This window comes from Pseudomonas sp. KUIN-1 (assembly GCF_009176725.1).
In the GTDB taxonomy this organism is placed as follows: domain Bacteria; phylum Pseudomonadota; class Gammaproteobacteria; order Pseudomonadales; family Pseudomonadaceae; genus Aquipseudomonas; species Aquipseudomonas fragariae.
On sequence record NZ_AP020337.1, the window covers coordinates 4,763,548 to 4,782,328 of the forward strand.

Here is an 18,781-nt window from a genome sequence, read left to right on the forward strand (position 1 = left end):
TTAACCCCTCGCCTGAACGCTGTCGGCCAGGATCGCCAACACCAGTTGTTGAAAATCCAGACCTGCCGCACGGGCCGCCATAGGCACCAGACTGTGATCGGTCATGCCCGGTACAGTATTGACTTCCAGTAACCAGAACTTGCCTTGTGCGTCCTGCATGACATCCGTGCGCGCCCACCCTGCAATGCCAATGGCATCGCAAGCACGTGCTGCAAGTTGTTTGAGTTCCTGTTCCTGCGCATCGCCAAGTCCGCACGGAATCCGGTACTGGGTATCGGACGCCAGGTACTTGGCATCGTAATCATAAAAACTGTGAGGAGTGCCCAGGCCGATGGGAGGCAACACCTGGCCACGCAGAGACGCCACAGTGAACTCAGGTCCCTGAATCCATTGTTCGACTAATACTTGCGAATCGTAGGTACTGGCGGCTTTCCATGCGGCGATCAATTCATCGACGCTGTTCACCTTTGCCATACCGATACTTGAACCTTCATGGGCCGGTTTGACGATCAAAGGCAAGCCCAGTTCCGTCGCCGCGCAAATACAATCACTCTCGTTTTCAAGAACGGCATGCGCCGGTGTAGCAAGGCCGAGACTCTGCCAGACCTGCTTGGTGCGCAGCTTGTCCATCGCCAGCGCAGAAGCCAGTACGCCACTGCCGGTATAAGGGATTTCCAGGCATTCCAGCAGGCCTTGCATGGTGCCGTCTTCACCGCCGCGTCCGTGCAGAACAATAAAGGCACGGTCGATTTTCTCGCTGACCAGTCGCTGCAGGAAGTCATCGCCCACATCGATGCCGAACGCATCCACACCAGCCTCGAGCAACGCGCCGAGCACGGCATTACCCGAGTTCAGCGAGACCGCACGCTCGGCACTCTTGCCACCGAAGAGCACGGCGACACGGCCGAAGCTTTTCGGCTCGAGTGTCGAGCGCAGGGACGACTGGGCAACGGCTGTCATTTCAGCTTCCCTTCGGTGGAGGCCACTTTGGCACCGGCGAACAGCGGGCTCTTGAGTAACTGCGGTGCGAGACCAGCGATGTCACCGGCGCCCTGACACAACAGGATGTCGCCGGCACGCAGCAACGGCTTGACCAGCGGCGCCAGCTCTACACCGCGTTCGATGTAGATCGGGTCCAGCTGGCCGCGCTGACGAATGCTGTGGCACAGGTTGCGGCTGTCCGCACCGGGAACAGGCTCTTCACCGGCCGGGTAGACTTCCATCAACAACAGAACATTGGCTTCGGCCAGGACCTGCACGAAGTCGTCGTACAGGTCACGGGTGCGGCTGAAACGGTGTGGCTGGTAAACCATTACCAGACGACGATCAGGCCAGCCGCCACGCACAGCGTTAATCACGGCTGCGACTTCGCGCGGGTGGTGACCGTAGTCATCGACCAGCATCACGTGACCACCGTCGACCGGCAGCTCGCCGTAAACCTGGAAGCGCCGACCGACGCCCTGGAACCCGGAAAGGCCCTGAACGATGGCCTCGTCGCTGACACCCTCATCAGTGGCGATGGCAATGGTCGCCAGCGAGTTGAGTACGTTGTGATTGCCGGGCATGTTCACCGACACATCCAGCGGCTCGCGGTCGCGGCGCAGTACGGTGAAGAAGGTCAGCATGCCGTCCTGACGCACATTGATTGCGCGTATATCGGCAGACTCGCTGAAGCCGTAGGTCAGCGTCGGACGCTTGACCAGCGGCAGAATCTCACGCACCACCGGGTCGTCGATGCACATGACTGCCAGCCCGTAGAACGGCAGGTTGTGCAGGAACTCGACGAAGGTCTTCTTCAGTTTGTTGAAGTCGCCTTCGTAGGTCGCCATGTGATCGGCGTCGATATTGGTGACCACTGCGACCAGAGGCTGCAGGTGCAGGAAGCTGGCGTCGCTTTCATCGGCTTCGGCGATCAGGTAGCGGCTGGTGCCCAACTGCGCATTGGTGCCTGCCGCATTGAGACGGCCGCCAATCACGAAGGTCGGGTCCAGGCCGCCAGCAGCGAACACCGAGGCGATCAGGCTGGTGGTGGTGGTCTTGCCGTGCGTACCGGCAACGGCGATGCCGTGGCGATAACGCATCAGCTCGGCGAGCATCTCGGCACGCGGTACGACCGGGATGCGACGCTCCAGGGCAGTGGCCACTTCCGGGTTGGAGGTGTTGACGGCGCTGGACACCACCAGTACGTCGGCACCGATGGTGTTCTCGGCACGATGGCCGACAAAAATCTGCGCGCCGAACGATTCCAGGCGCTCAGTCACGGCCGAACCCTTCAGGTCGGAGCCCGAGACTTCGTAGCCCAGGTTCAACAACACCTCAGCGATCCCGCACATGCCTACGCCGCCGATACCGACGAAGTGGATACGACGGATACGGCGCATTTCAGGTTGTGGCATGGCGCGTTGATTCTCAACCATGGGCCACCTCCACGCAGACGTTGACGACGGTGCGGGTTGCATCAGGCTTGGCCAGGCTGCGTGCAGTGCGGGCCATGCTGTTTAATTGTTCGGGTTGCATCAAAACCTCTTTCAGGCGTGCTGCCATCTCGGCGGCGCCAGTTGTCGCTTGCGGCATGACGAAGGCTGCGCCTTCGCGAGCCAGATAGTCAGCGTTACGTGACTGATGGTCATCAATCGCGTGGGGCAGCGGTATCAGCAACGACGGCAGGCCGGCGGCGGCCAGTTCGCTGATGGTCAATGCGCCTGCGCGGCAGACCACCAGATCGGCCCAGCCATAGGCTTGGGCCATGTTCTGGATGAACGGCGCAACCTGCGCCTCGACGCCCACGTTGCGATAGCGCTCGGCGGTGACTGCGTCATGATTCTTGCCCGACTGATGAAAGACTTCGGGCTGGATGTCCTGAGGCAGCTGAGACAGCGCCTCGGGCAGTAATTTGTTCAACGGCTCCGCGCCCAGGCTGCCGCCCAGTACCAGCAGACGAGCCTTGCGTCCGGCCAGTGCCTGACGCGGTGTTTCCAGAAACAGCTCGACACGCACCGGGTTGCCGGTGGTGCGACGCTTGGACGAATCCGCAAAAGTGTTCGGGAACGCTTCGCACACCCGGCTGGCGAACGACGCCAGACTGCGGTTGGCGGTACCGGCCACGGCGTTCTGCTCGTGAATGATCAACGGTACGCCGGCCAGCTTCGCCGCCAGACCGCCGGGGCCGGTGACGTAGCCACCAAAGCCGACCACGCAGACCGGTTTCACCTGACGCACGACCTTGCGTGCCTGCATCAGGGCCTTGAGCAACATGAAAGGCGCCTTGAGCAGCGACAAGCGGCCTTTGCCACGCAGACCGGTGACGTTGATCAGGTGCAGCGTCAGACCGGCTTGCGGTACCAGTTCGTTTTCGATACCGCGCGGCGTGCCCAGCCAATGGACCTTGTAGCCGCGTGCCTGAAACTCGCGGGCACAGGCCAGCGCCGGGAATACATGCCCGCCGGTCCCGCCCGCCATGATCAGCACATTAGCGTCCATGGGGCGTCTCCTCGGCGAAGTCGCTTTCCTTGAACTCGGCCTCTTCACTGCCCATGTTGTTGCGCGATTCCCACTCGATGCGCAGCAGCAGCCCGAGGCTCGCGCAGCAGATCACCAGCGAGCTGCCGCCGTAGCTGAGGAACGGCAGGGTCAGGCCCTTGGTGGGCAGCAAGCCGACGTTCACACCGATGTTGATCAGGAACTGACCGATCCACAGGAACGACAGACCGTAGGCCACGTAGGCACCGAAGAACTGCTTGGCGCGCTCGGCCCACATGCCGATGTACATGCCGCGAATACTGACGAACAGAAACAGCGCGACGGTGATCAGCGAACCCACGACGCCCAGCTCTTCTGCAAGGACCGAGAACACGAAGTCGGTGTGCGCTTCCGGAAGGTAGAACTGCTTCTGCACGCTGTTGCCCAGCCCGACGCCGAACCACTCGCCGCGACCGAAGGCGATCAGCGCCTGGGTCAACTGATAGCCGGAACCGAACTGGTCGGCCCACGGGTCCGTAAAGTTGGTCAGACGCGCCATCCGGTAAGGTTGGGCCTGAACCAGCACCACCACAGAAGCGACCGCCAGTACCACCATCAGCGAGAAGCGGAACAGGCCGACCCCGCCAAGAAACAGCATGGCCGCCGCCGCGCCCATCATGACCACGGTCGCACCGAAGTCAGGCTCCATGAGCAGCAGACCGGCCATCGGCAGCAGCACGATGAACGGCTTGAAAAAGCCCATCCAGCTTTCGCGAACTTCCTGCTGCTGACGAATCAGGTAGCCGGCAAGGAAGATCACCACAAACACCTTGGCGATTTCCGACGGCTGCACGTTGAACGCGCCGAAGCCGATCCAGCGCATCGAACCGTTCACCTCGCGCCCGATTCCCGGCACCAGTACCAGCAGCAACAGGCCGAACGCACCGAGCAGCATCATCCAGCCCAGGCGCTGCCAGGTGGCCACCGGAATCATCATGGTCACGCCGCAGGCACCCAGGCCGATCAGCAGATAAACCAGGTGACGGGTCATCATGTACAGCGTGTTGCCCGACTGCACCGCGGCCACTTCCGAAGAAGCCGAGGTAATCATTACCAGGCCAAGGCCGAGCAGCGCCAGGCAGCCGACCAGCATCGGGAAATCGAGGTCGATGCCGCGCCCGCTGATCAGTGGCGATGGATAAGGCTTGATCACACCGAAGATCATGACAAGCACTCCACTGCCTGCGCGAACACACGTCCGCGCTCTTCATAATTCTTGAACATGTCCAGACTGGCGCATGCAGGAGAAAGCAATACGGCGTCGCCACGTTGCGCCAGTTTGGCGCTGTGCTCGACAGCCGCCTGGATGGTATCGACACGCAGCAGCGGAACGGCGTCGCCCAATGCCCGGGCAATCAGCTCGGCATCACGCCCAAGCAGTACCGCTGCGCGGCAATGCCTGGCGACTGGCGCACGCAAACCGCTGAAGTCAGCGCCTTTGCCATCGCCGCCGGCGATCAGCACCAGCTTGCCATCGATATCCGAGCCCAGCCCTTCGATGGCAGCCAGTGCGGCACCGACATTGGTGGCTTTGGAGTCGTTGTAGTAATCAACGCCTTCGTGCTCGCGCAGCCACTGGCAGCGATGCTCCAGGCCGGTGAATTCACGCAGGCTGGCGAGCATGGCGTCGAACGGCAGGCCGACTGCATGCCCGAGCGCCAAGGCTGCGAGCGCGTTGGCCTGATTGTGCGCACCGCGCACTTTCAGCTCACGCACCGACATGAGGTTTTCAAACTGGAACGCCAGGTACTTTTCGCCGTTCTCTTCACGCAGGCCGAAACCATGGAAATCGGGCTTGTTGAGGCCGAATGTCCAGCACGGCAGACCTTCGCCAATCAACGGACGAGACAGCGCGTCCTGACGATTGACCACCACTTGCCGCGCGCCACGGAAAATCCGGTGCTTGGCCAAGTGGTAGGCAGGCAGGCCGCTGTAGCGGTCCATGTGGTCTTCGCTGATATTCAGCACGGTCGCCACTTCAGCATTGAGCTGGTCGGTGGTTTCGAGCTGAAAGCTGGAAAGCTCCATCACGTAAAGCTCGACATCGTCGCTCAGCAGGTCCAGCGCCGGAGTGCCGAGATTGCCGCCCACCGCCACACGCTTTCCAGCGGCAGCGGCCATCTCGCCGACCAGCGTGGTCACGGTGCTTTTTGCATTCGAACCGGTAATGGCAATCACCGGCGCCTTCGCGTAACGCGCGAACAGTTCGATGTCGCCCGACAGTTTGACGCCGCGTGCGTGCGCCTGCTGCAGGGCCGGGGTCGCCAGGGCCAGACCGGGGCTGACATACAGCTCATCGGCACGGCAGAGGAAATCCACGTCCAGCTCGCCACAACGCACTTCCACCTGCGGATAGTCGCGACGCAAGGTCGCCAGCTCAGGAGGATTCTCCCGCGTGTCGGCCACAGCAAAGGACACGCCCTGGTTCGCCAGGAAGCGAACCAGAGACATGCCGCTTTTGCCTAGACCCACGACAATGCGGAAGCGGTCGGAAACGATCAGGGACACTCGTTCTACCTCAGTTTCAGCGTGGCAAGGCCAATGAGCACCAGAATCACGGTGATGATCCAGAAACGGACGATCACACGTGGCTCGGGCCAGCCTTTGAGTTCAAAGTGGTGGTGGATCGGCGCCATGCGGAATACGCGGCGGCCGGTAAGTTTGAAAGACGCAACCTGAATGACCACTGAAAGGGTTTCCATCACGAACACGCCGCCCATGATGAACAGGACCATTTCCTGACGAACGATCACCGCCATGGTGCCCAGCGCCGCGCCGAGCGCCAGCGCACCGACGTCGCCCATGAACACCTGCGCCGGATACGTGTTGAACCAGAGGAACCCCAGCCCGGCGCCAATCAGCGCGCCAGAGAACACAATCAGCTCGCCCGCCCCCGGAACGTAGGGAATCAGCAGGTATTCAGCGAATTTCACGTTACCTGACAGGTAGCAGAAGATGCCCAATGCACCGCCCACCATCACCGTTGGCATGATCGCCAGACCGTCCAGGCCGTCAGTCAGGTTGACTGCGTTGCTGGAGCCGACGATCACGAAATAGGTCAGTACGATGAAACCGATACCCAGCGGGATGCGCACATCCTTGAGCATCGGCACGATCAGCGTGGTTTCGGTTGCCGACGGCGCAGTCGTATAAAGGAAGATCGCGGCACAGAGGCCAAATACCGACTGCCAGAAATACTTCCAGCGGCTCGGCAGGCCCCGCGAATTCTTTTCGATCACCTTGCGGTAGTCATCGACCCAACCGATCGCGCCGAACAGGAAGGTCACCAGCAACACGACCCACACGTAACGGTTGCTCAGGTCAGCCCACAGCAACGTACTGATACCAATGGACGACAGGATCAGCGCCCCGCCCATGGTCGGCGTGCCGGACTTGGACAGGTGCGACTGCGGACCGTCGTTACGCACCGACTGACCGATCTGACGCATCTGCAGGGTGCGGATCATCCACGGCCCCAGGCACAGTGACAGCGTCAGTGCAGTGAGCACGCCAAGAATCCCGCGCAATGACAGGTACTGAAAGACCGCGAAGCCTTTGTAGAACTGTTGTAAAAACTCGGCCAACAGCAGCAGCATTAATGTTTCTCCAGGCTAGAACCGCACAAGGCAGCCACGACGTGTTCCATCGCAGCGCTACGCGAGCCCTTGATCAGTAAAGTGGTATCGGGGTCCTGCTCGGCGCCCAGCGCCGCAATCAGTTCAGCCTGACTGGCAAAGTGGTAAGCGTGCTCGCCAAAGGCGCTGACGGCGTGAGTCATCAACGGGCCGACGGCATACAGCGCCGAGACCTTGCCAGCGGCATAGGCACCGACTTCGCGATGGCCCTGCTCGGCCCAGTCGCCCAACTCGCCGATATCGCCCAGCACCAGTACGGTACGACCGGTGAAGCCGGTGAGGATGTCGACGGCCGCGTTGATCGAGGCAGGGTTGGCGTTGTAGGTATCATCAATGACGCGCGTGCCATTGCTGGCGATTTGCGCCACGGCACGGCCCTTGACCGGCTGCACGTTGTTCAGCCCGGTAACGATCCCTTCCAGCGGCACCCCCATTGCGCAGCCGGCAGCCGCAGCGGCCAGGGCGTTGGACACATTGTGCGTGCCGAGCAGGTTCAGTTGAACCCGGGCGGTGCCGAGCGGGCTGCTGATGATAAAGCCCGGGCAGCCCCGAGCATCACGGCTAAGCTCGCTGGCGTACACATCCGCCGCAGAGTCGGTCAGTGCGAAGGTCAGGACATTGCGATTGCCGGCGCGCTTGCGCCAGATCGGAAACGCCTTGTCTTCCAGGTTCAAGACTGCAGTGCCACCCGCGTCGAGACCTTCCAGAATCTCGCCCTTGGCTTCGACAATCCTGTCCGGGCCGCCAAACTCGCCAACATGGGCGGTGCCGGCGTTGGTAATCATGGCGACGTGCGGCTTGGCAAGGCTCACGGTGTAGGCAATCTCGCCAACCCGCGATGCACCCAGTTCGATCACAGCGGACGTGTATTCGGGAGCCAGTTCCAGCAGCGTCAGTGGAACGCCCAATTCGTTGTTCAGGTTGCCTCGGGTCGCCAGCACAGGCCCGCGCGTGCGCAGGATGCTCGCGAGCATCTCCTTGACCGTGGTTTTGCCACTCGACCCGGTGACGGCAGCAACCGGCCGGTCGACGAACGCATTGCGATTCATGGCACCCAGCTGGGCAAGTGCCTTGCGGGTATCCAGCACGACCAGTTGCGGCAAGGCGGCGCCCTGCACTTCGCGCTCGACCAGCGCACCGACCGCACCTTTGGCAGCCACTTGGTCGAGGTATTCATGACCGTCGAAACGCGGGCCGGTCAGGGCCACGAACAGTTGCCCAGGCTCGATGCCACGACTGTCGGTGCTCACGCCGGCAAAGCTGCAGTCGCCGCCGACCAGACGGGCGTCGAGTGGTACAACCAGTTCGCGGAAGGTCATTGGCTTAAGCATTCGCAGGCTCCCATACGGCAAGCGCACTGGCGGCTTCTTGCAAATCGGAGAACGGCTGCCGCTGACCGTTGATTTCCTGGTAGTCCTCGTGGCCCTTGCCAGCAAGCACCACCACGTCATCGGCATTGGCGCTGGCAATCAGCTCGGCAATGGCCTGACCGCGACCTTCGATGAAACGCACCTTGTCCGCAGCAACGAAGCCAGGGCGTATATCGTCAAAAATACTGACAGGCGATTCGGAGCGCGGATTGTCATCAGTGACCCATACGCCGTCGGCCAGACGCTCGACCACTCCAGCCATCAACGGACGCTTGCCACGGTCACGATCACCGCCGCAGCCGAACAGGCACAACAAGCGGCCCTTGGCGTGCGGGCGCAGTGCTTCGAGTACTTTTTCCAGCGCGTCCGGGGTGTGCGCGTAATCCACGACCACCAGAGGCTTGTCGGCACCCCCCAGACGCTGCATGCGTCCGACCGGGCCTTCGAGTTTCGGCAGCGCCTTGAGAATTTCGTCCAGCGCGTAATCCAGGCCCAGCAGCGCGCCGACCGCAGCCAGCACATTGCTCAGATTGAAACGACCCAGCAGGCTGCTGCGCAGGAAATGCTCGCCCTGCGGCGTGACCAGCGTGGCACGCACGCCATCGTCATCGAACTTCGCATCGCGGCAATACAGGTAGGCCGAACTGTCCAGCTGGCTGTAGGTGATCAACCGCGACTCTTGTTTGACCGCGGCCAGTTCACGACCGAAGTCGTCATCCAGGTTGATCACCCGGCATTTCAGATCGGACCATGCGAACAGCTTCGCCTTGGCGGCAGCGTAGGCCTCCATGGTGCCGTGATAATCCAGATGGTCACGGGACAGATTAGTCAGCACCGCCACATCAAAGGCCAGCGCCGTAGCGCGTCCCTGATCAAGACCGTGGGACGAGACTTCCATCGCCACTGCGCGCGCACCGGCCTTTCTCAGGTCGGTCAGCGTCGCCTGCACGGCAATCGGGTCGGGCGTGGTGTGGCGACCGCTTTGCAGCGAGCCGTAGAAACCGGTGCCCAAGGTACCGACGATCCCGCAACGCTGGCCGAGGACATCAAGCGCCTGGGCCACCAGTTGGGTCACGCTGGTCTTGCCGTTGGTGCCGGTAACACCGACCAGATTCAGACTGCGGCTCGGATCGCCATAGAAGCGACCGGCGATAGCGGACAACTGCCCGGCGAGCCCCTTGACCGGGATCAGCGGCACGTCGGTGATCGGCAGCACGGTCGACCCTTCGACTTCATAGGCTACGGCAGCTGCGCCACGCTTGAGCGCGTCGGCGATATGCGCGCGGCCATCGACCTTGATGCCCGGCACTGCCAGAAACAGGTCGCCCGGGCGCACATTGCGGCTGTCGAGGGTCAACTCGCGAATCAGCGCATCGCGGTCGGTGTGAGCGAAAATCTTGCTCAGATTAAATGCCATCAACCACGCCCTCCTTTGGCTGCCGGTGCGGCGTTGACTTGTTCGGGTGGCGCAAGGTTGTCCGGCGTCACGTTCATCAGACGCAACGTGCCGGACATGACCTTGCTGAATACCGGGGCCGAAACCAGACCACCGTAGTAACCACCCTTGCTCGGTTCGTCGATGACAACCACGATGGCGTAACGCGGGTTACTCATCGGGCCGAAACCGGCGAACAGCGAGCGATAGGAATTTTCCGCATAGCCCTTGGTGCCAATGGACGTCTTGCGCGCCGTACCACTCTTGCCGCCAACGTGGTAGGACGGCACACGGGCGCGATAGACGCCGCGTGGGTCCTCGATAACCTGCTGCAACATGCCTTGCAGGGTCTTCGCGGTTTTCTCCGGAATGGCCTGGGTCGACTCCGGCTCTTTATCTGTTTTCAGGATGGTCAACGGCACGATGCGGCCATTGTTGGCCAGCGCGCCGTAGGCATGCACCAGCTGCAAGGCCGTGACCGACAGACCGTAGCCATAGGACAGCGTGGCGGTTTCGGCCTTGCGCCATTCGCGGTAGTTGGGCAGGTTGCCGACGCGCTCGCCAGGGAAGCCGAGGCCGGTGTACTGACCGAAACCGACGCGCTGCATGGCACGGAAGATCGCCTCACCGCCCACATCAAACGCAACCTTGCTCATGCCGACGTTACTGGAGTTGATCAGAATGCCGGTCAGATCGAGGATCGGGCCTTCGGTCTTGGTCACGTCACGAATCGTGTACTTGCCGATCTGCAGGGTGCCCGGATAAACCTCGACCTTGTCGGTAGGCTTCCAGCGGCCACTGTCCAGCGCTGCGGTCATGGAGATCGGCTTCATGGTCGAACCGGGTTCGAACACGTCGATGATGGCCCGGTTGCGCATGGCGGCAGGCACCATGGTGCGACGGTTGTTCGGGTTATAGGTGGGCTGGTTGACCATCGCCAGAACCTCACCGGTCTTGACGTCCATGATCACCATGCTGCCGGCCTTGGCCTCGTTCTCGACGATGGCATTGCGCAGTTCACGGGTCGCCAGGTACTGCAGGCGCAGGTCAATAGACAAAGCCAAGGTCTTTCCGGCCTTGGCATTCTTGGTGACCTGAACATCCTTGATCAGTCGACCGCGCCGGTCCTTGATGACCTGACGCTTGCCGGGCACACCGGCGAGCCAGTCGTCATACGCCAGCTCGACGCCTTCCCGGCCATGGTCATCAAGGTCGGTAAAGCCGACCATGTGTGCAGTGACATCGCCGGCCGGATAAAAGCGGCGGAACTCTTCGATGCCGTAAACGCCGGGCACTTTCAGATCGATGACCGACTGGCCCTGTTCTGGCGTGAGGCCACGGACCAGGTAGATGAATTCCTTGTTTGCCTGCGAGTCCAGACGCTCGGTCAATGCCTTGAGATCCTGGCCCAGCGCTGCGGCCAGCATCGGCCACTTGGACTTGTCCTGCTGCATTTCACGCGGGTTGGCCCACAGCGTCGTCACCGGAGTACTGACCGCCAGCGGCTCGCCGTTACGGTCGGTGATCAGGCCACGGTGCGCCGGAATAGGGATATGCCGAAGGCTGCGTGCATCGCCCTGTTCCTTGAGAAAGGTATGGTCGATGACCTGCAGGTCGACAATGCGCCAGCAAATGGCGAGCACGAGGGACACCAGCAGCCCTACGACTACGCGAAAGCGCCACGGATAAAGAGCGCCATCAAGTTTCATCATGGCGCCACCATCCGCACTTCGGCAGCGCTCGGGATGCGCATCTTCAGCTGTTCGGTGGCCAGAGTTTCGATACGGCTGTGCGCAGTCCAGGTGCTCTGCTCAAGAATCAGCCGGCCCCACTCTGCCTGCGCCTTGTCGCGCACGCTCATTTCCGAATACAGCGAGTTGAGCAGTTGACGATTCCAATGTGCACTATAGGAAACGCCAATCGCCGAAATCAGGACAGCAATGAACAGCAGCAGCATAATGAAACTGCCGCCGGGCAGAGGCTTCAGAAACAGACGGCTCACCTGAGCTTCTCCGCTACACGCATGACAGCACTGCGCGAGCGCGGGTTGGCTTTGGTTTCGGCATCCGAGGCGAATTGAGCCTTGCCGTGAATTTTGATTTTCGGTTCGAACGGTTTGAACTGGATCGGCAGATTGCGCGGCATGTTGTCGGCTTCGCCCTTGGCGAGCTTGCGCATGAACAGCTTGACGATGCGGTCTTCCAGCGAGTGAAAGCTGATGACGACCAGGCGGCCACCCACTTCCAGCGCATCCAGTGCCGCTTCGAGGCCGGCTTCCAGATCGCCCAGTTCGTTGTTTACGTGAATACGCAGGCCCTGAAAGGCACGCGTTGCCGGATTCTTGCCCTTTTCCCAGGCAGGGTTGGCGACCTTGAGCACTTCTGCCAGATCGGCTGTGCGCTCGAAAGGCTGGACTTCGCGACGCGCAACGACCGCATTGGCCATCCGCTTGGCAAACCGCTCTTCGCCGTATTCCTTGAAGACGCGGGCAATTTCTTCAGCCGGTGCAGTTGCGATGAACTCGGCGGCGCTTACGCCACGGGCGGGGTCCATGCGCATATCCAGAGGACCGTCGTTCATGAAGCTGAAACCGCGCTCTGGATCATCCAGCTGCGGGGACGACACGCCCAGATCCAGCAGAATGCCACTGACCTTGCCGGCCAAACCGCGCTCCTGAGTTTCGGATCCCAATTCGGCAAAGCTGCGCTGCACAATGACAAAGCGGCCGTCTTCGGCCGCTAGCGCTTGCCCGGTGGCAATCGCTTGAGGGTCCTTGTCGAATCCCAGAAGCCGACCATCGGGGCCCAGCTGGCTGAGTATCAGACGACTATGCCCGCCACGTCCGAACGTGCCGTCCAGATAGCAGCCATCGGCGCGCACCTCGAGAGCCTCCACGGCTTCTTCAAGCAGCACGGTGATGTGGGTAAAGCCGCTATTCATAGTCACAGGATCAAATCACGTAATTCGTCGGGCATCGCGCCAGGTTTTTGAATGGCAGCCAGGTCAGCGTCAGCAAGAGCGTTCCAGGCGTCCTCGTCCCACAGTTGAAACTTGTTGAGCTGGCCCACCAACATCACGCGCTTGTCGAGCTTCGCGTATTCGCGAAGACGTGGCGGCACCAGAAAACGCCCGCTGCCATCGAGTTCCAGATCGACAGCATTACCAATCAGAAGCCTTTGCAGACGACGGTTTTCTTCACGAAACGTCGCCAGATCACGAAGTTTTGCCTCTATCAGCTCCCATTCGGAAAGCGGGTAAAGGCAAAGGCATGGATCAACGGCATCAATGGTCACGATAAGTTGGCCGGCGCTACGCGAATCCAACTCGTCACGGTACCGGCTCGGCATAGCGAGACGGCCCTTGGCATCGAGATTGATCGCATTGGCACCACGGAACACAGGCGCATTCTCCGAATATTAGCTTTTTGCGCTAAAAAAACCCACTTCGTGCCACTTTCTGCCACTTGCGCACACTATAGGAACGCGCCCACCACACCGTCAAGGCACGGTCTTAAGGAAAACCCTTACATTTCGGAGATTTAGGAGAGGCATTGGGGATAAAAGGGTAATTTTGCGAAGGATCCGACGGATAAATCCCACGCAACTCAAATCGTTGCGATTCGAAGTTAATGTAATTTATGAGCTGTAAGATTTTTTTGGTATTACGGAGGGGTTTTGCTGCTTGAAACGAAGGGGAAGAAAAAAGGTGGAGAGTCGATCTGTAAGCCGGGTTCTGTCGAGAACAGTCATTCCTCTACGACGGCCATCACTGGACGTCTTTAGCAACCTACCCGGTTCCAGCGCGGGCCACGCCTAGGAACCCTATTTGGTCTTGCTCCGAGTGGGGTTTACCTTGCCACGAACTGTTACCAGACGTGCGGTGCGCTCTTACCGCACCTTTTCACCCTTACCGGCACCGAAGTGCTTAGGCGGTTATTTTCTGTGGCACTTTCCGTAGGCTCACGCCTCCCAGGCGTTACCTGGCACTCCGCCCTATGGAGCCCGGACTTTCCTCCCCCCCTTGTTGCGGAACAACAAGAGGCAGCGACTGTCCAATCGACTCTCCGCCGACAAGGTTAGCGGCACACGCCATCAAGAACAAGCTTTAATAGCATGCGTGTCCCGGTTGTCCCTTTCAAAAGCAGCGTGTTACTCCTTCTGTTTTTCCAGCGCCACCTGATACAGCAGGTTCTTGCGCACGCCGGTTATTTCGGCAGCCAGCGCTGCGGCGCGCTTGAGCGGCATCTCGGCAAGCAGCAAATCCAGCACCCTGCGGGCCTCATCACCGATGACGTCCTCGTCATCCGGCGGCGTCCAGCCCGCCACCAGCACGACGCACTCGCCACGCTGCTGATTACTGTCGGATTCGACGAACGCCCGCAGCTCACCTAAAGGCAGACCCTTGAGGGTTTCGAAAGTTTTGGTTATTTCACGCGCCAGCAACGCCTGACGGTCAGCACCGAAGACCAGTTCCATATCCTGCAGACACTCCAGGATGCGGTGCGGCGCCTCATAATAGATCAGCGTGCGCGGCTCTTCCCTGACACGCTCAAGCCTGGCCTTGCGACCGGCAGACTTGGCCGGAAGAAAGCCTTCGAAAATGAATCGATCCGACGGCAGCCCGGCCGCAGACAGCGCTGCGATCAAGGCGCACGCGCCCGGCACCGGTACGACCGGCACACCCGCGGCGCGCGCCTGGCGCACCAGGTGGTAACCGGGATCGGAGATCAGTGGCGTGCCCGCATCGGAAATCAGTGCGACGTCATCACCGGCCAGCAGACGCGTGATGAACCGACTACCCTCATCACGTTCATTATGTTCGTGACAGGCCGCCAATGGCGTAGAGATGCCGAAATGCTGCATCAGCCGTGCGGAATGACGCGTGTCTTCAGCCGCAATCAGCGCGACCTCACGCAACACCTTCAGGGCTCGCACGCTCATGTCGTCCAGATTGCCGATAGGAGTCGCCACTACATAAAGCGAACCCGAAGTGGAATTCGAAACAACCGGAACAGTCAAAACGCAAACCTCGCAGGTTAAAACAGGCACTTGGAAAAAATGCATTGTACAGACTGCGGCCCGGCGGAACGGTTCGCGCGTCAGGATGCCGACAAAAAAGGAATGAAAACATGTTCAGACCCGAGCAAGAAGCGCGGCGCACCTCTCGAATTGAACGATTTGGCCGCCAGATGACCTTAACGCGACTGATATCACGGCTTTAAATACCTTCGACATCGCACCCCGGCCAGCGCTTGGGTACAATCCCCCGTTAATTCGCTCGAGTTTCAGGAACATACCAATGATCGCTTGTCTGCGGCTGCTCTCTGCCCTCTGCCTCGCTGCCCTCCTCGCAGCCTGTGCCAGCTCGCCCTCGTCCAGCCTTGGCGAGCTGCCTCGAACCCCTGATGCCAGTATCGAGCAATTGCTCGAGCAGGCCGCCAGCGCCAAAACACCCGAGCAGGCCGCAACGCTGCGCTTGAGTGCTGCCGATCTGGCCAACCGCCAGAATGACGCGGGGCGCGCCGCGCAAATCCTCGGACAGGTGCAAATCGATCAACTCAAGCCCGGCTTGCAGGTTTTCGCCAGCACACTGTCCGCTGAGCTGGCGATGGGCCGCAATCAACCCAAGGCAGCGCTGACCGCCCTGAATCATCCAAGCATGCAGCGCCTTGGCGAACTGTCGGTCGAGCAGCAGATTCGCACTCACATGGTCAAGGCACGCGCTCTGGAAGCCGATGGTCAGGCTCTGGCAGCCGCCAACGAGCGGGTTTACGCCGGCCCGCTGCTGCAAGGCACAGACGCCAGCGCCAACAATGACGCGATCTGGACACTGGTCTCCGCCCTGCCTGCCGAGCAACTGCAGAGCACAGCCACCGACGATATGGGCGGCTGGCTGAACCTGGCTCGCTCGATCAAGGGCGCAGGCACGCTCGAGCAGCAACAGGCTGCCATCGACAACTGGAAAGCGCAGAACCCTAAACACCCTGCTGCACTGCAATTGCCTACTGCCCTCGCGCAGCTGCGTGCACTGACCAGCGAGCCGATTACCAAAATCGCCCTGCTGCTGCCGCAGGACGGTCAGTTGGCCGCGGTCGCCAAGGCGTTGCGCGAAGGCTTCATGGCCGCGCACTTCCAGGCTCAGCAAGCAGGCGAGAATCCGCCGGCCATTCAGGTCTTCGACAGCTCGCGAATCACCTCGATGGACGAGTTCTACCGTCAGGCTCAGGCCGCTGGTGTGCAACTGGTCGTCGGTCCGCTGGAAAAGAACCTCGTCAAACAGCTGAACAGCCGTCAGCAGCTGCCTATCACTACCCTGGCGCTGAACTACAGCGACACCAGCAATGAAGGCCCTGCCCAGCTGTATCAGTTCGGCCTGGCCGCCGAAGACGAAGCCCGCGAGGTCGCACGTCGCGCCTGGGCGGACGGCAAGCGCAGCGCCGTAGCGATGGTTCCGAAAGGCGAATGGGGCGACCGCGTGCTGGATGCCTTCCGCAAGAGCTGGCAGGCCAAGGGCGGCACGCTGATCGCTGCAGAGCACGTTGATCAGCCCGTAGAACTGGCACAGCAGGTCGCCGACCTGTTCCAGCTGCGCAACAGCGAAGGCCGCGCGCAACGCCTGCAAAGCACGGCCGGCACTCAGATCGCCGCTCAGCCAAGCCGTCGCCAGGACATCGACTTCATGTTTCTCGCCGCGACCCCGCAACAAGCGCAGCAGATCAAACCCACCATGGTCTTCCAGTACGCAGGTGACGTTCCGGTCTACGCCACTTCGCACCTGTTCACCAACAGCAACGATCACGCGCAATACATGGACCTGAATGGCGTGCGCTTCTGCGAAACGCCGTGGCTGCTGAACGCCGAAGACCCGCTGCGCCAGCAGGTCACCGCGCAATGGCCGCAGGCCGCAGGCAGCCTGGGTCGCCTGTATGCGATGGGTATCGACGCCTATCGTCTGGCACCGCGCCTCGCCCAGCTCAAGGCAATGCCTGACAGCCGCATTGACGGGCTGTCCGGCAGCCTCAGCCTGAACCCTGGCCGTCGCGTCGAACGCCAACTGCCATGGGCCGAATTCGTCGACGGCAAGGTCCAGCGCCTGCCGGACACGGCTCCTTGATGCAACGCAGCACCCGCCAGCAAGCAGGGCGCGAGGCTGAAGCCTTCGCCCTGCAGTTTTTGCAACGACAGGGGCTGCGCCTGATTGAACAAAACTGGTTATGCAAACGCGGCGAGCTTGATCTAGTCATGCTTGACGGCGATACAGTAGTATTCGTCGAAGTTCGCTACCGGCGCCATTCAGGCTGGGGCGGCGCCATGGAAAGCGTCGATTTTCGCAAGCAGGAGAAACTCGTCACGGCCGCACAGCTTTTTCTGCAGCACGCAACGGCCTGGGCCAATCATCCTTGCCGTTTCGACGTGATCGCCATTGAAGGCGAGCCTGGCAATGCCGCACCGCTGAACTGGATCAAGAGCGCTTTTGACAGCTGAGCTGGCGCAGCGGCCCAGCCTGAGCCAGGAATGCAATACGCTACAGCCCTCACCGATTTCGCTATTTGTTTTGCCGGCTGCACACCTTGTGTGCCGGATAGCTCCCGGGAGAACCCGGCGCATCCGCCTCGCCGCCGTACGCTCTAATTAAGGTCACATTGATGGACATGCAATCCCGAATTCGCCGGCTGTTCCAGGCCAGCATCGAAACCAAGCAACAGGCGATGGAAGTCCTAGCACCCTTTATCGAGCAAGCCAGTCAGGTCATGGTCAATGCCCTGCTCAACGAGGGCAAGATGCTCGCGTGCGGCAACGGCGGATCAGCAGGCGATGCACAGCACTTTTCCTCGGAACTGCTCAACCGCTTCGAACGTGAGCGGCCGAGCCTGCCGGCGATTGCACTGACCACCGACAGCTCGACGATCACCTCGATCGCCAACGATTACAGCTACAACGAAATCTTCTCCAAACAGATCCGCGCGCTGGGGCAGCCAGGCGATGTGTTGCTGGCCATTTCCACCAGCGGCAACTCGGCGAATATTATTCAGGCCATCCAGGCCGCACATGATCGCGAAATGATTGTCGTAGCATTGACGGGACGCGACGGTGGCGGCATGGCCTCGCTGCTATTGCCCGAGGATGTGGAGATCCGCGTACCCGCCAATGTCACGGCACGCATACAAGAAGTCCATCTGCTGGCGATCCATTGCCTTTGCGATTTGATCGACAGCCAACTGTTCGGGAGTGAAGAATGACCCCTAATCGTCTCAGCCTACTGGTTCTGACACTGTGCCTCAGCGTCACCGGATGCAGTTCGGTGATCACGGCCACTCGCGAAAAACCGATCGAAGATGATCGCGGCACGCGCACCTTCGGCAGCAAGATCGATGACTCGCTGATCGAAACCAAGGCAGCCGTCAACATCTCCAAGGCCAGCCCTGACCTCGCAGACGGTTCCCACATCGTTGTGACCAGCTTCAACGGCATCGTGCTGCTGGCTGGCCAGACACCGCGTGCCGACCTCAAGGCCATGGCCGAACAGGCCGCCAGCGCGGTTCAGCGCGTCAAGAAGGTCAACAACGAACTGCAGGTGATGGCACCCTCCTCGCTGCTGGCGCGCAACAACGACGCCTGGCTGACGACCAAGATCAAAAGCCAGATGATCGCTGACGCGTCCATCCCCGGCTCGCGCATCAAGGTAGTGACCGAGAACGGCATCGTGTTCCTGCTGGGCCTGGTGACCCAGGACGAAGCCAATCGTGCTACCAACCTGGTACAGGGCGTGTCCGGTGTGCAGAAGATCGTCAAACTCTTCGAGTACATCGACTGACGGGTGAC

General features: G+C 60.9%; 17 protein-coding genes and 1 other RNA gene. 4 read left to right on the top strand and 14 right to left on the bottom strand.

Annotation, left to right across the window (positions count from 1 at the left end; genetic code table 11):
* The 14 genes from KUIN1_RS21335 to rsmI form a co-directional block, all read right to left on the bottom strand.
* Positions 1-960 carry a D-alanine--D-alanine ligase gene (locus KUIN1_RS21335; protein WP_011268844.1) on the bottom strand — a complete coding sequence of 320 codons (960 nt, stop codon included), beginning with the start codon at positions 958-960 and terminating at the stop codon, positions 1-3.
* A complete protein-coding gene (murC, locus tag KUIN1_RS21340; protein WP_003406013.1) occupies positions 957-2,417 on the bottom strand; it encodes a UDP-N-acetylmuramate--L-alanine ligase in 1,461 nt (486 codons plus the stop codon). Before murC ends, KUIN1_RS21335 begins: the two co-directional genes overlap by 4 nt.
* Entirely contained in the window at positions 2,410-3,480 is a 1,071-nt protein-coding gene (murG, locus tag KUIN1_RS21345) for an undecaprenyldiphospho-muramoylpentapeptide beta-N-acetylglucosaminyltransferase (RefSeq protein ID WP_152092277.1), read from the bottom strand. Before murG ends, murC begins: the two co-directional genes overlap by 8 nt.
* Positions 3,470-4,684, bottom strand: a complete 1,215-nt coding sequence (ftsW, locus tag KUIN1_RS21350) for a putative lipid II flippase FtsW (RefSeq protein WP_003406017.1) — start codon at positions 4,682-4,684, stop codon at positions 3,470-3,472. Before ftsW ends, murG begins: the two co-directional genes overlap by 11 nt.
* Positions 4,681-6,027 carry a UDP-N-acetylmuramoyl-L-alanine--D-glutamate ligase gene (gene murD / locus KUIN1_RS21355; protein ID WP_152092278.1) on the bottom strand — a complete coding sequence of 449 codons (1,347 nt, stop codon included), beginning with the start codon at positions 6,025-6,027 and terminating at the stop codon, positions 4,681-4,683. The genes ftsW and murD overlap by 4 nt, the downstream gene beginning before the upstream one ends.
* Positions 6,028-6,032: 5 nt before the next feature.
* Positions 6,033-7,115 (bottom strand): phospho-N-acetylmuramoyl-pentapeptide-transferase, encoded by a 1,083-nt coding sequence (mraY, locus tag KUIN1_RS21360; RefSeq protein ID WP_003313553.1) that lies wholly within the window; start codon positions 7,113-7,115, stop codon positions 6,033-6,035.
* Complete coding sequence (locus KUIN1_RS21365; RefSeq protein WP_152092279.1) at positions 7,115-8,485, bottom strand: UDP-N-acetylmuramoyl-tripeptide--D-alanyl-D-alanine ligase; 1,371 nt, start codon at positions 8,483-8,485, stop codon at positions 7,115-7,117. The genes mraY and KUIN1_RS21365 overlap by 1 nt, the downstream gene beginning before the upstream one ends.
* Entirely contained in the window at positions 8,478-9,941 is a 1,464-nt protein-coding gene (locus KUIN1_RS21370; protein ID WP_024638353.1) for a UDP-N-acetylmuramoyl-L-alanyl-D-glutamate--2,6-diaminopimelate ligase, read from the bottom strand. The genes KUIN1_RS21365 and KUIN1_RS21370 overlap by 8 nt, the downstream gene beginning before the upstream one ends.
* Positions 9,941-11,668, bottom strand: coding sequence for a peptidoglycan D,D-transpeptidase FtsI family protein (locus tag KUIN1_RS21375; protein WP_010427469.1), 1,728 nt, complete (start codon positions 11,666-11,668; stop codon positions 9,941-9,943). The genes KUIN1_RS21370 and KUIN1_RS21375 overlap by 1 nt, the downstream gene beginning before the upstream one ends.
* On the bottom strand, positions 11,668-11,961 hold the full coding sequence (ftsL, locus tag KUIN1_RS21380) for a cell division protein FtsL (protein ID WP_003340690.1): 294 nt from the start codon (positions 11,959-11,961) through the stop codon (positions 11,668-11,670). Before ftsL ends, KUIN1_RS21375 begins: the two co-directional genes overlap by 1 nt.
* Positions 11,958-12,899, bottom strand: coding sequence for a 16S rRNA (cytosine(1402)-N(4))-methyltransferase RsmH (rsmH, locus tag KUIN1_RS21385; RefSeq protein ID WP_152092452.1), 942 nt, complete (start codon positions 12,897-12,899; stop codon positions 11,958-11,960). The genes ftsL and rsmH overlap by 4 nt, the downstream gene beginning before the upstream one ends.
* Positions 12,900-12,901: 2 nt before the next feature.
* A complete protein-coding gene (gene mraZ / locus KUIN1_RS21390) occupies positions 12,902-13,357 on the bottom strand; it encodes a division/cell wall cluster transcriptional repressor MraZ (RefSeq protein ID WP_003406034.1) in 456 nt (151 codons plus the stop codon).
* A gap of 307 nt (positions 13,358-13,664) precedes the next feature.
* An RNA gene (gene rnpB / locus KUIN1_RS21395) (RNase P RNA component class A) lies at positions 13,665-14,022 on the bottom strand.
* A gap of 85 nt (positions 14,023-14,107) precedes the next feature.
* Entirely contained in the window at positions 14,108-14,977 is an 870-nt protein-coding gene (gene rsmI, locus KUIN1_RS21400; RefSeq protein ID WP_024641908.1) for a 16S rRNA (cytidine(1402)-2'-O)-methyltransferase, read from the bottom strand.
* Positions 14,978-15,257: 280 nt separating this feature from the next.
* On the opposite strand from rsmI, the gene KUIN1_RS21405 reads away from it, so the two are divergent.
* From KUIN1_RS21405 to KUIN1_RS21420, 4 genes are all read left to right on the top strand, one after another.
* Positions 15,258-17,072: a penicillin-binding protein activator gene (locus KUIN1_RS21405; RefSeq protein ID WP_152092280.1), complete on the top strand. Its 1,815-nt coding sequence runs from the start codon at positions 15,258-15,260 to the stop codon at positions 17,070-17,072.
* Entirely contained in the window at positions 17,069-17,443 is a 375-nt protein-coding gene (locus KUIN1_RS21410) for a YraN family protein (RefSeq protein WP_024638357.1), read from the top strand. Before KUIN1_RS21405 ends, KUIN1_RS21410 begins: the two co-directional genes overlap by 4 nt.
* Positions 17,444-17,604: 161 nt before the next feature.
* Entirely contained in the window at positions 17,605-18,198 is a 594-nt protein-coding gene (locus KUIN1_RS21415) for a phosphoheptose isomerase (protein WP_003418801.1), read from the top strand.
* Positions 18,195-18,773 carry a BON domain-containing protein gene (locus KUIN1_RS21420; protein WP_003406039.1) on the top strand — a complete coding sequence of 193 codons (579 nt, stop codon included), beginning with the start codon at positions 18,195-18,197 and terminating at the stop codon, positions 18,771-18,773. The genes KUIN1_RS21415 and KUIN1_RS21420 overlap by 4 nt, the downstream gene beginning before the upstream one ends.
* Positions 18,774-18,781: the final 8 nt, after the last annotated feature.

Excerpts from the sequence above, each read along its gene's own strand:
- KUIN1_RS21335 (WP_011268844.1), bottom strand. The coding sequence starts at position 960 with ATGACAGCCGTTGCCCAGTCGTCCCTGCGCTCGACACTCGAGCCGAAA.
- rsmH (WP_152092452.1), bottom strand. The coding sequence starts at position 12,899 with ATGAATAGCGGCTTTACCCACATCACCGTGCTGCTTGAAGAAGCCGTG.
- murC (WP_003406013.1), bottom strand. The coding sequence starts at position 2,417 with ATGGTTGAGAATCAACGCGCCATGCCACAACCTGAAATGCGCCGTATC.
- KUIN1_RS21415 (WP_003418801.1), top strand. The coding sequence starts at position 17,605 with ATGGACATGCAATCCCGAATTCGCCGGCTGTTCCAGGCCAGCATCGAA.
- KUIN1_RS21365 (WP_152092279.1), bottom strand. The coding sequence starts at position 8,485 with ATGCTTAAGCCAATGACCTTCCGCGAACTGGTTGTACCACTCGACGCC.
- KUIN1_RS21420 (WP_003406039.1), top strand. The coding sequence starts at position 18,195 with ATGACCCCTAATCGTCTCAGCCTACTGGTTCTGACACTGTGCCTCAGC.
- mraY (WP_003313553.1), bottom strand. The coding sequence starts at position 7,115 with ATGCTGCTGCTGTTGGCCGAGTTTTTACAACAGTTCTACAAAGGCTTC.
- KUIN1_RS21405 (WP_152092280.1), top strand. The coding sequence starts at position 15,258 with ATGATCGCTTGTCTGCGGCTGCTCTCTGCCCTCTGCCTCGCTGCCCTC.
- KUIN1_RS21375 (WP_010427469.1), bottom strand. The coding sequence starts at position 11,668 with ATGAAACTTGATGGCGCTCTTTATCCGTGGCGCTTTCGCGTAGTCGTA.
- ftsW (WP_003406017.1), bottom strand. The coding sequence starts at position 4,684 with ATGATCTTCGGTGTGATCAAGCCTTATCCATCGCCACTGATCAGCGGG.
- KUIN1_RS21370 (WP_024638353.1), bottom strand. The coding sequence starts at position 9,941 with ATGGCATTTAATCTGAGCAAGATTTTCGCTCACACCGACCGCGATGCG.
- murG (WP_152092277.1), bottom strand. The coding sequence starts at position 3,480 with ATGGACGCTAATGTGCTGATCATGGCGGGCGGGACCGGCGGGCATGTA.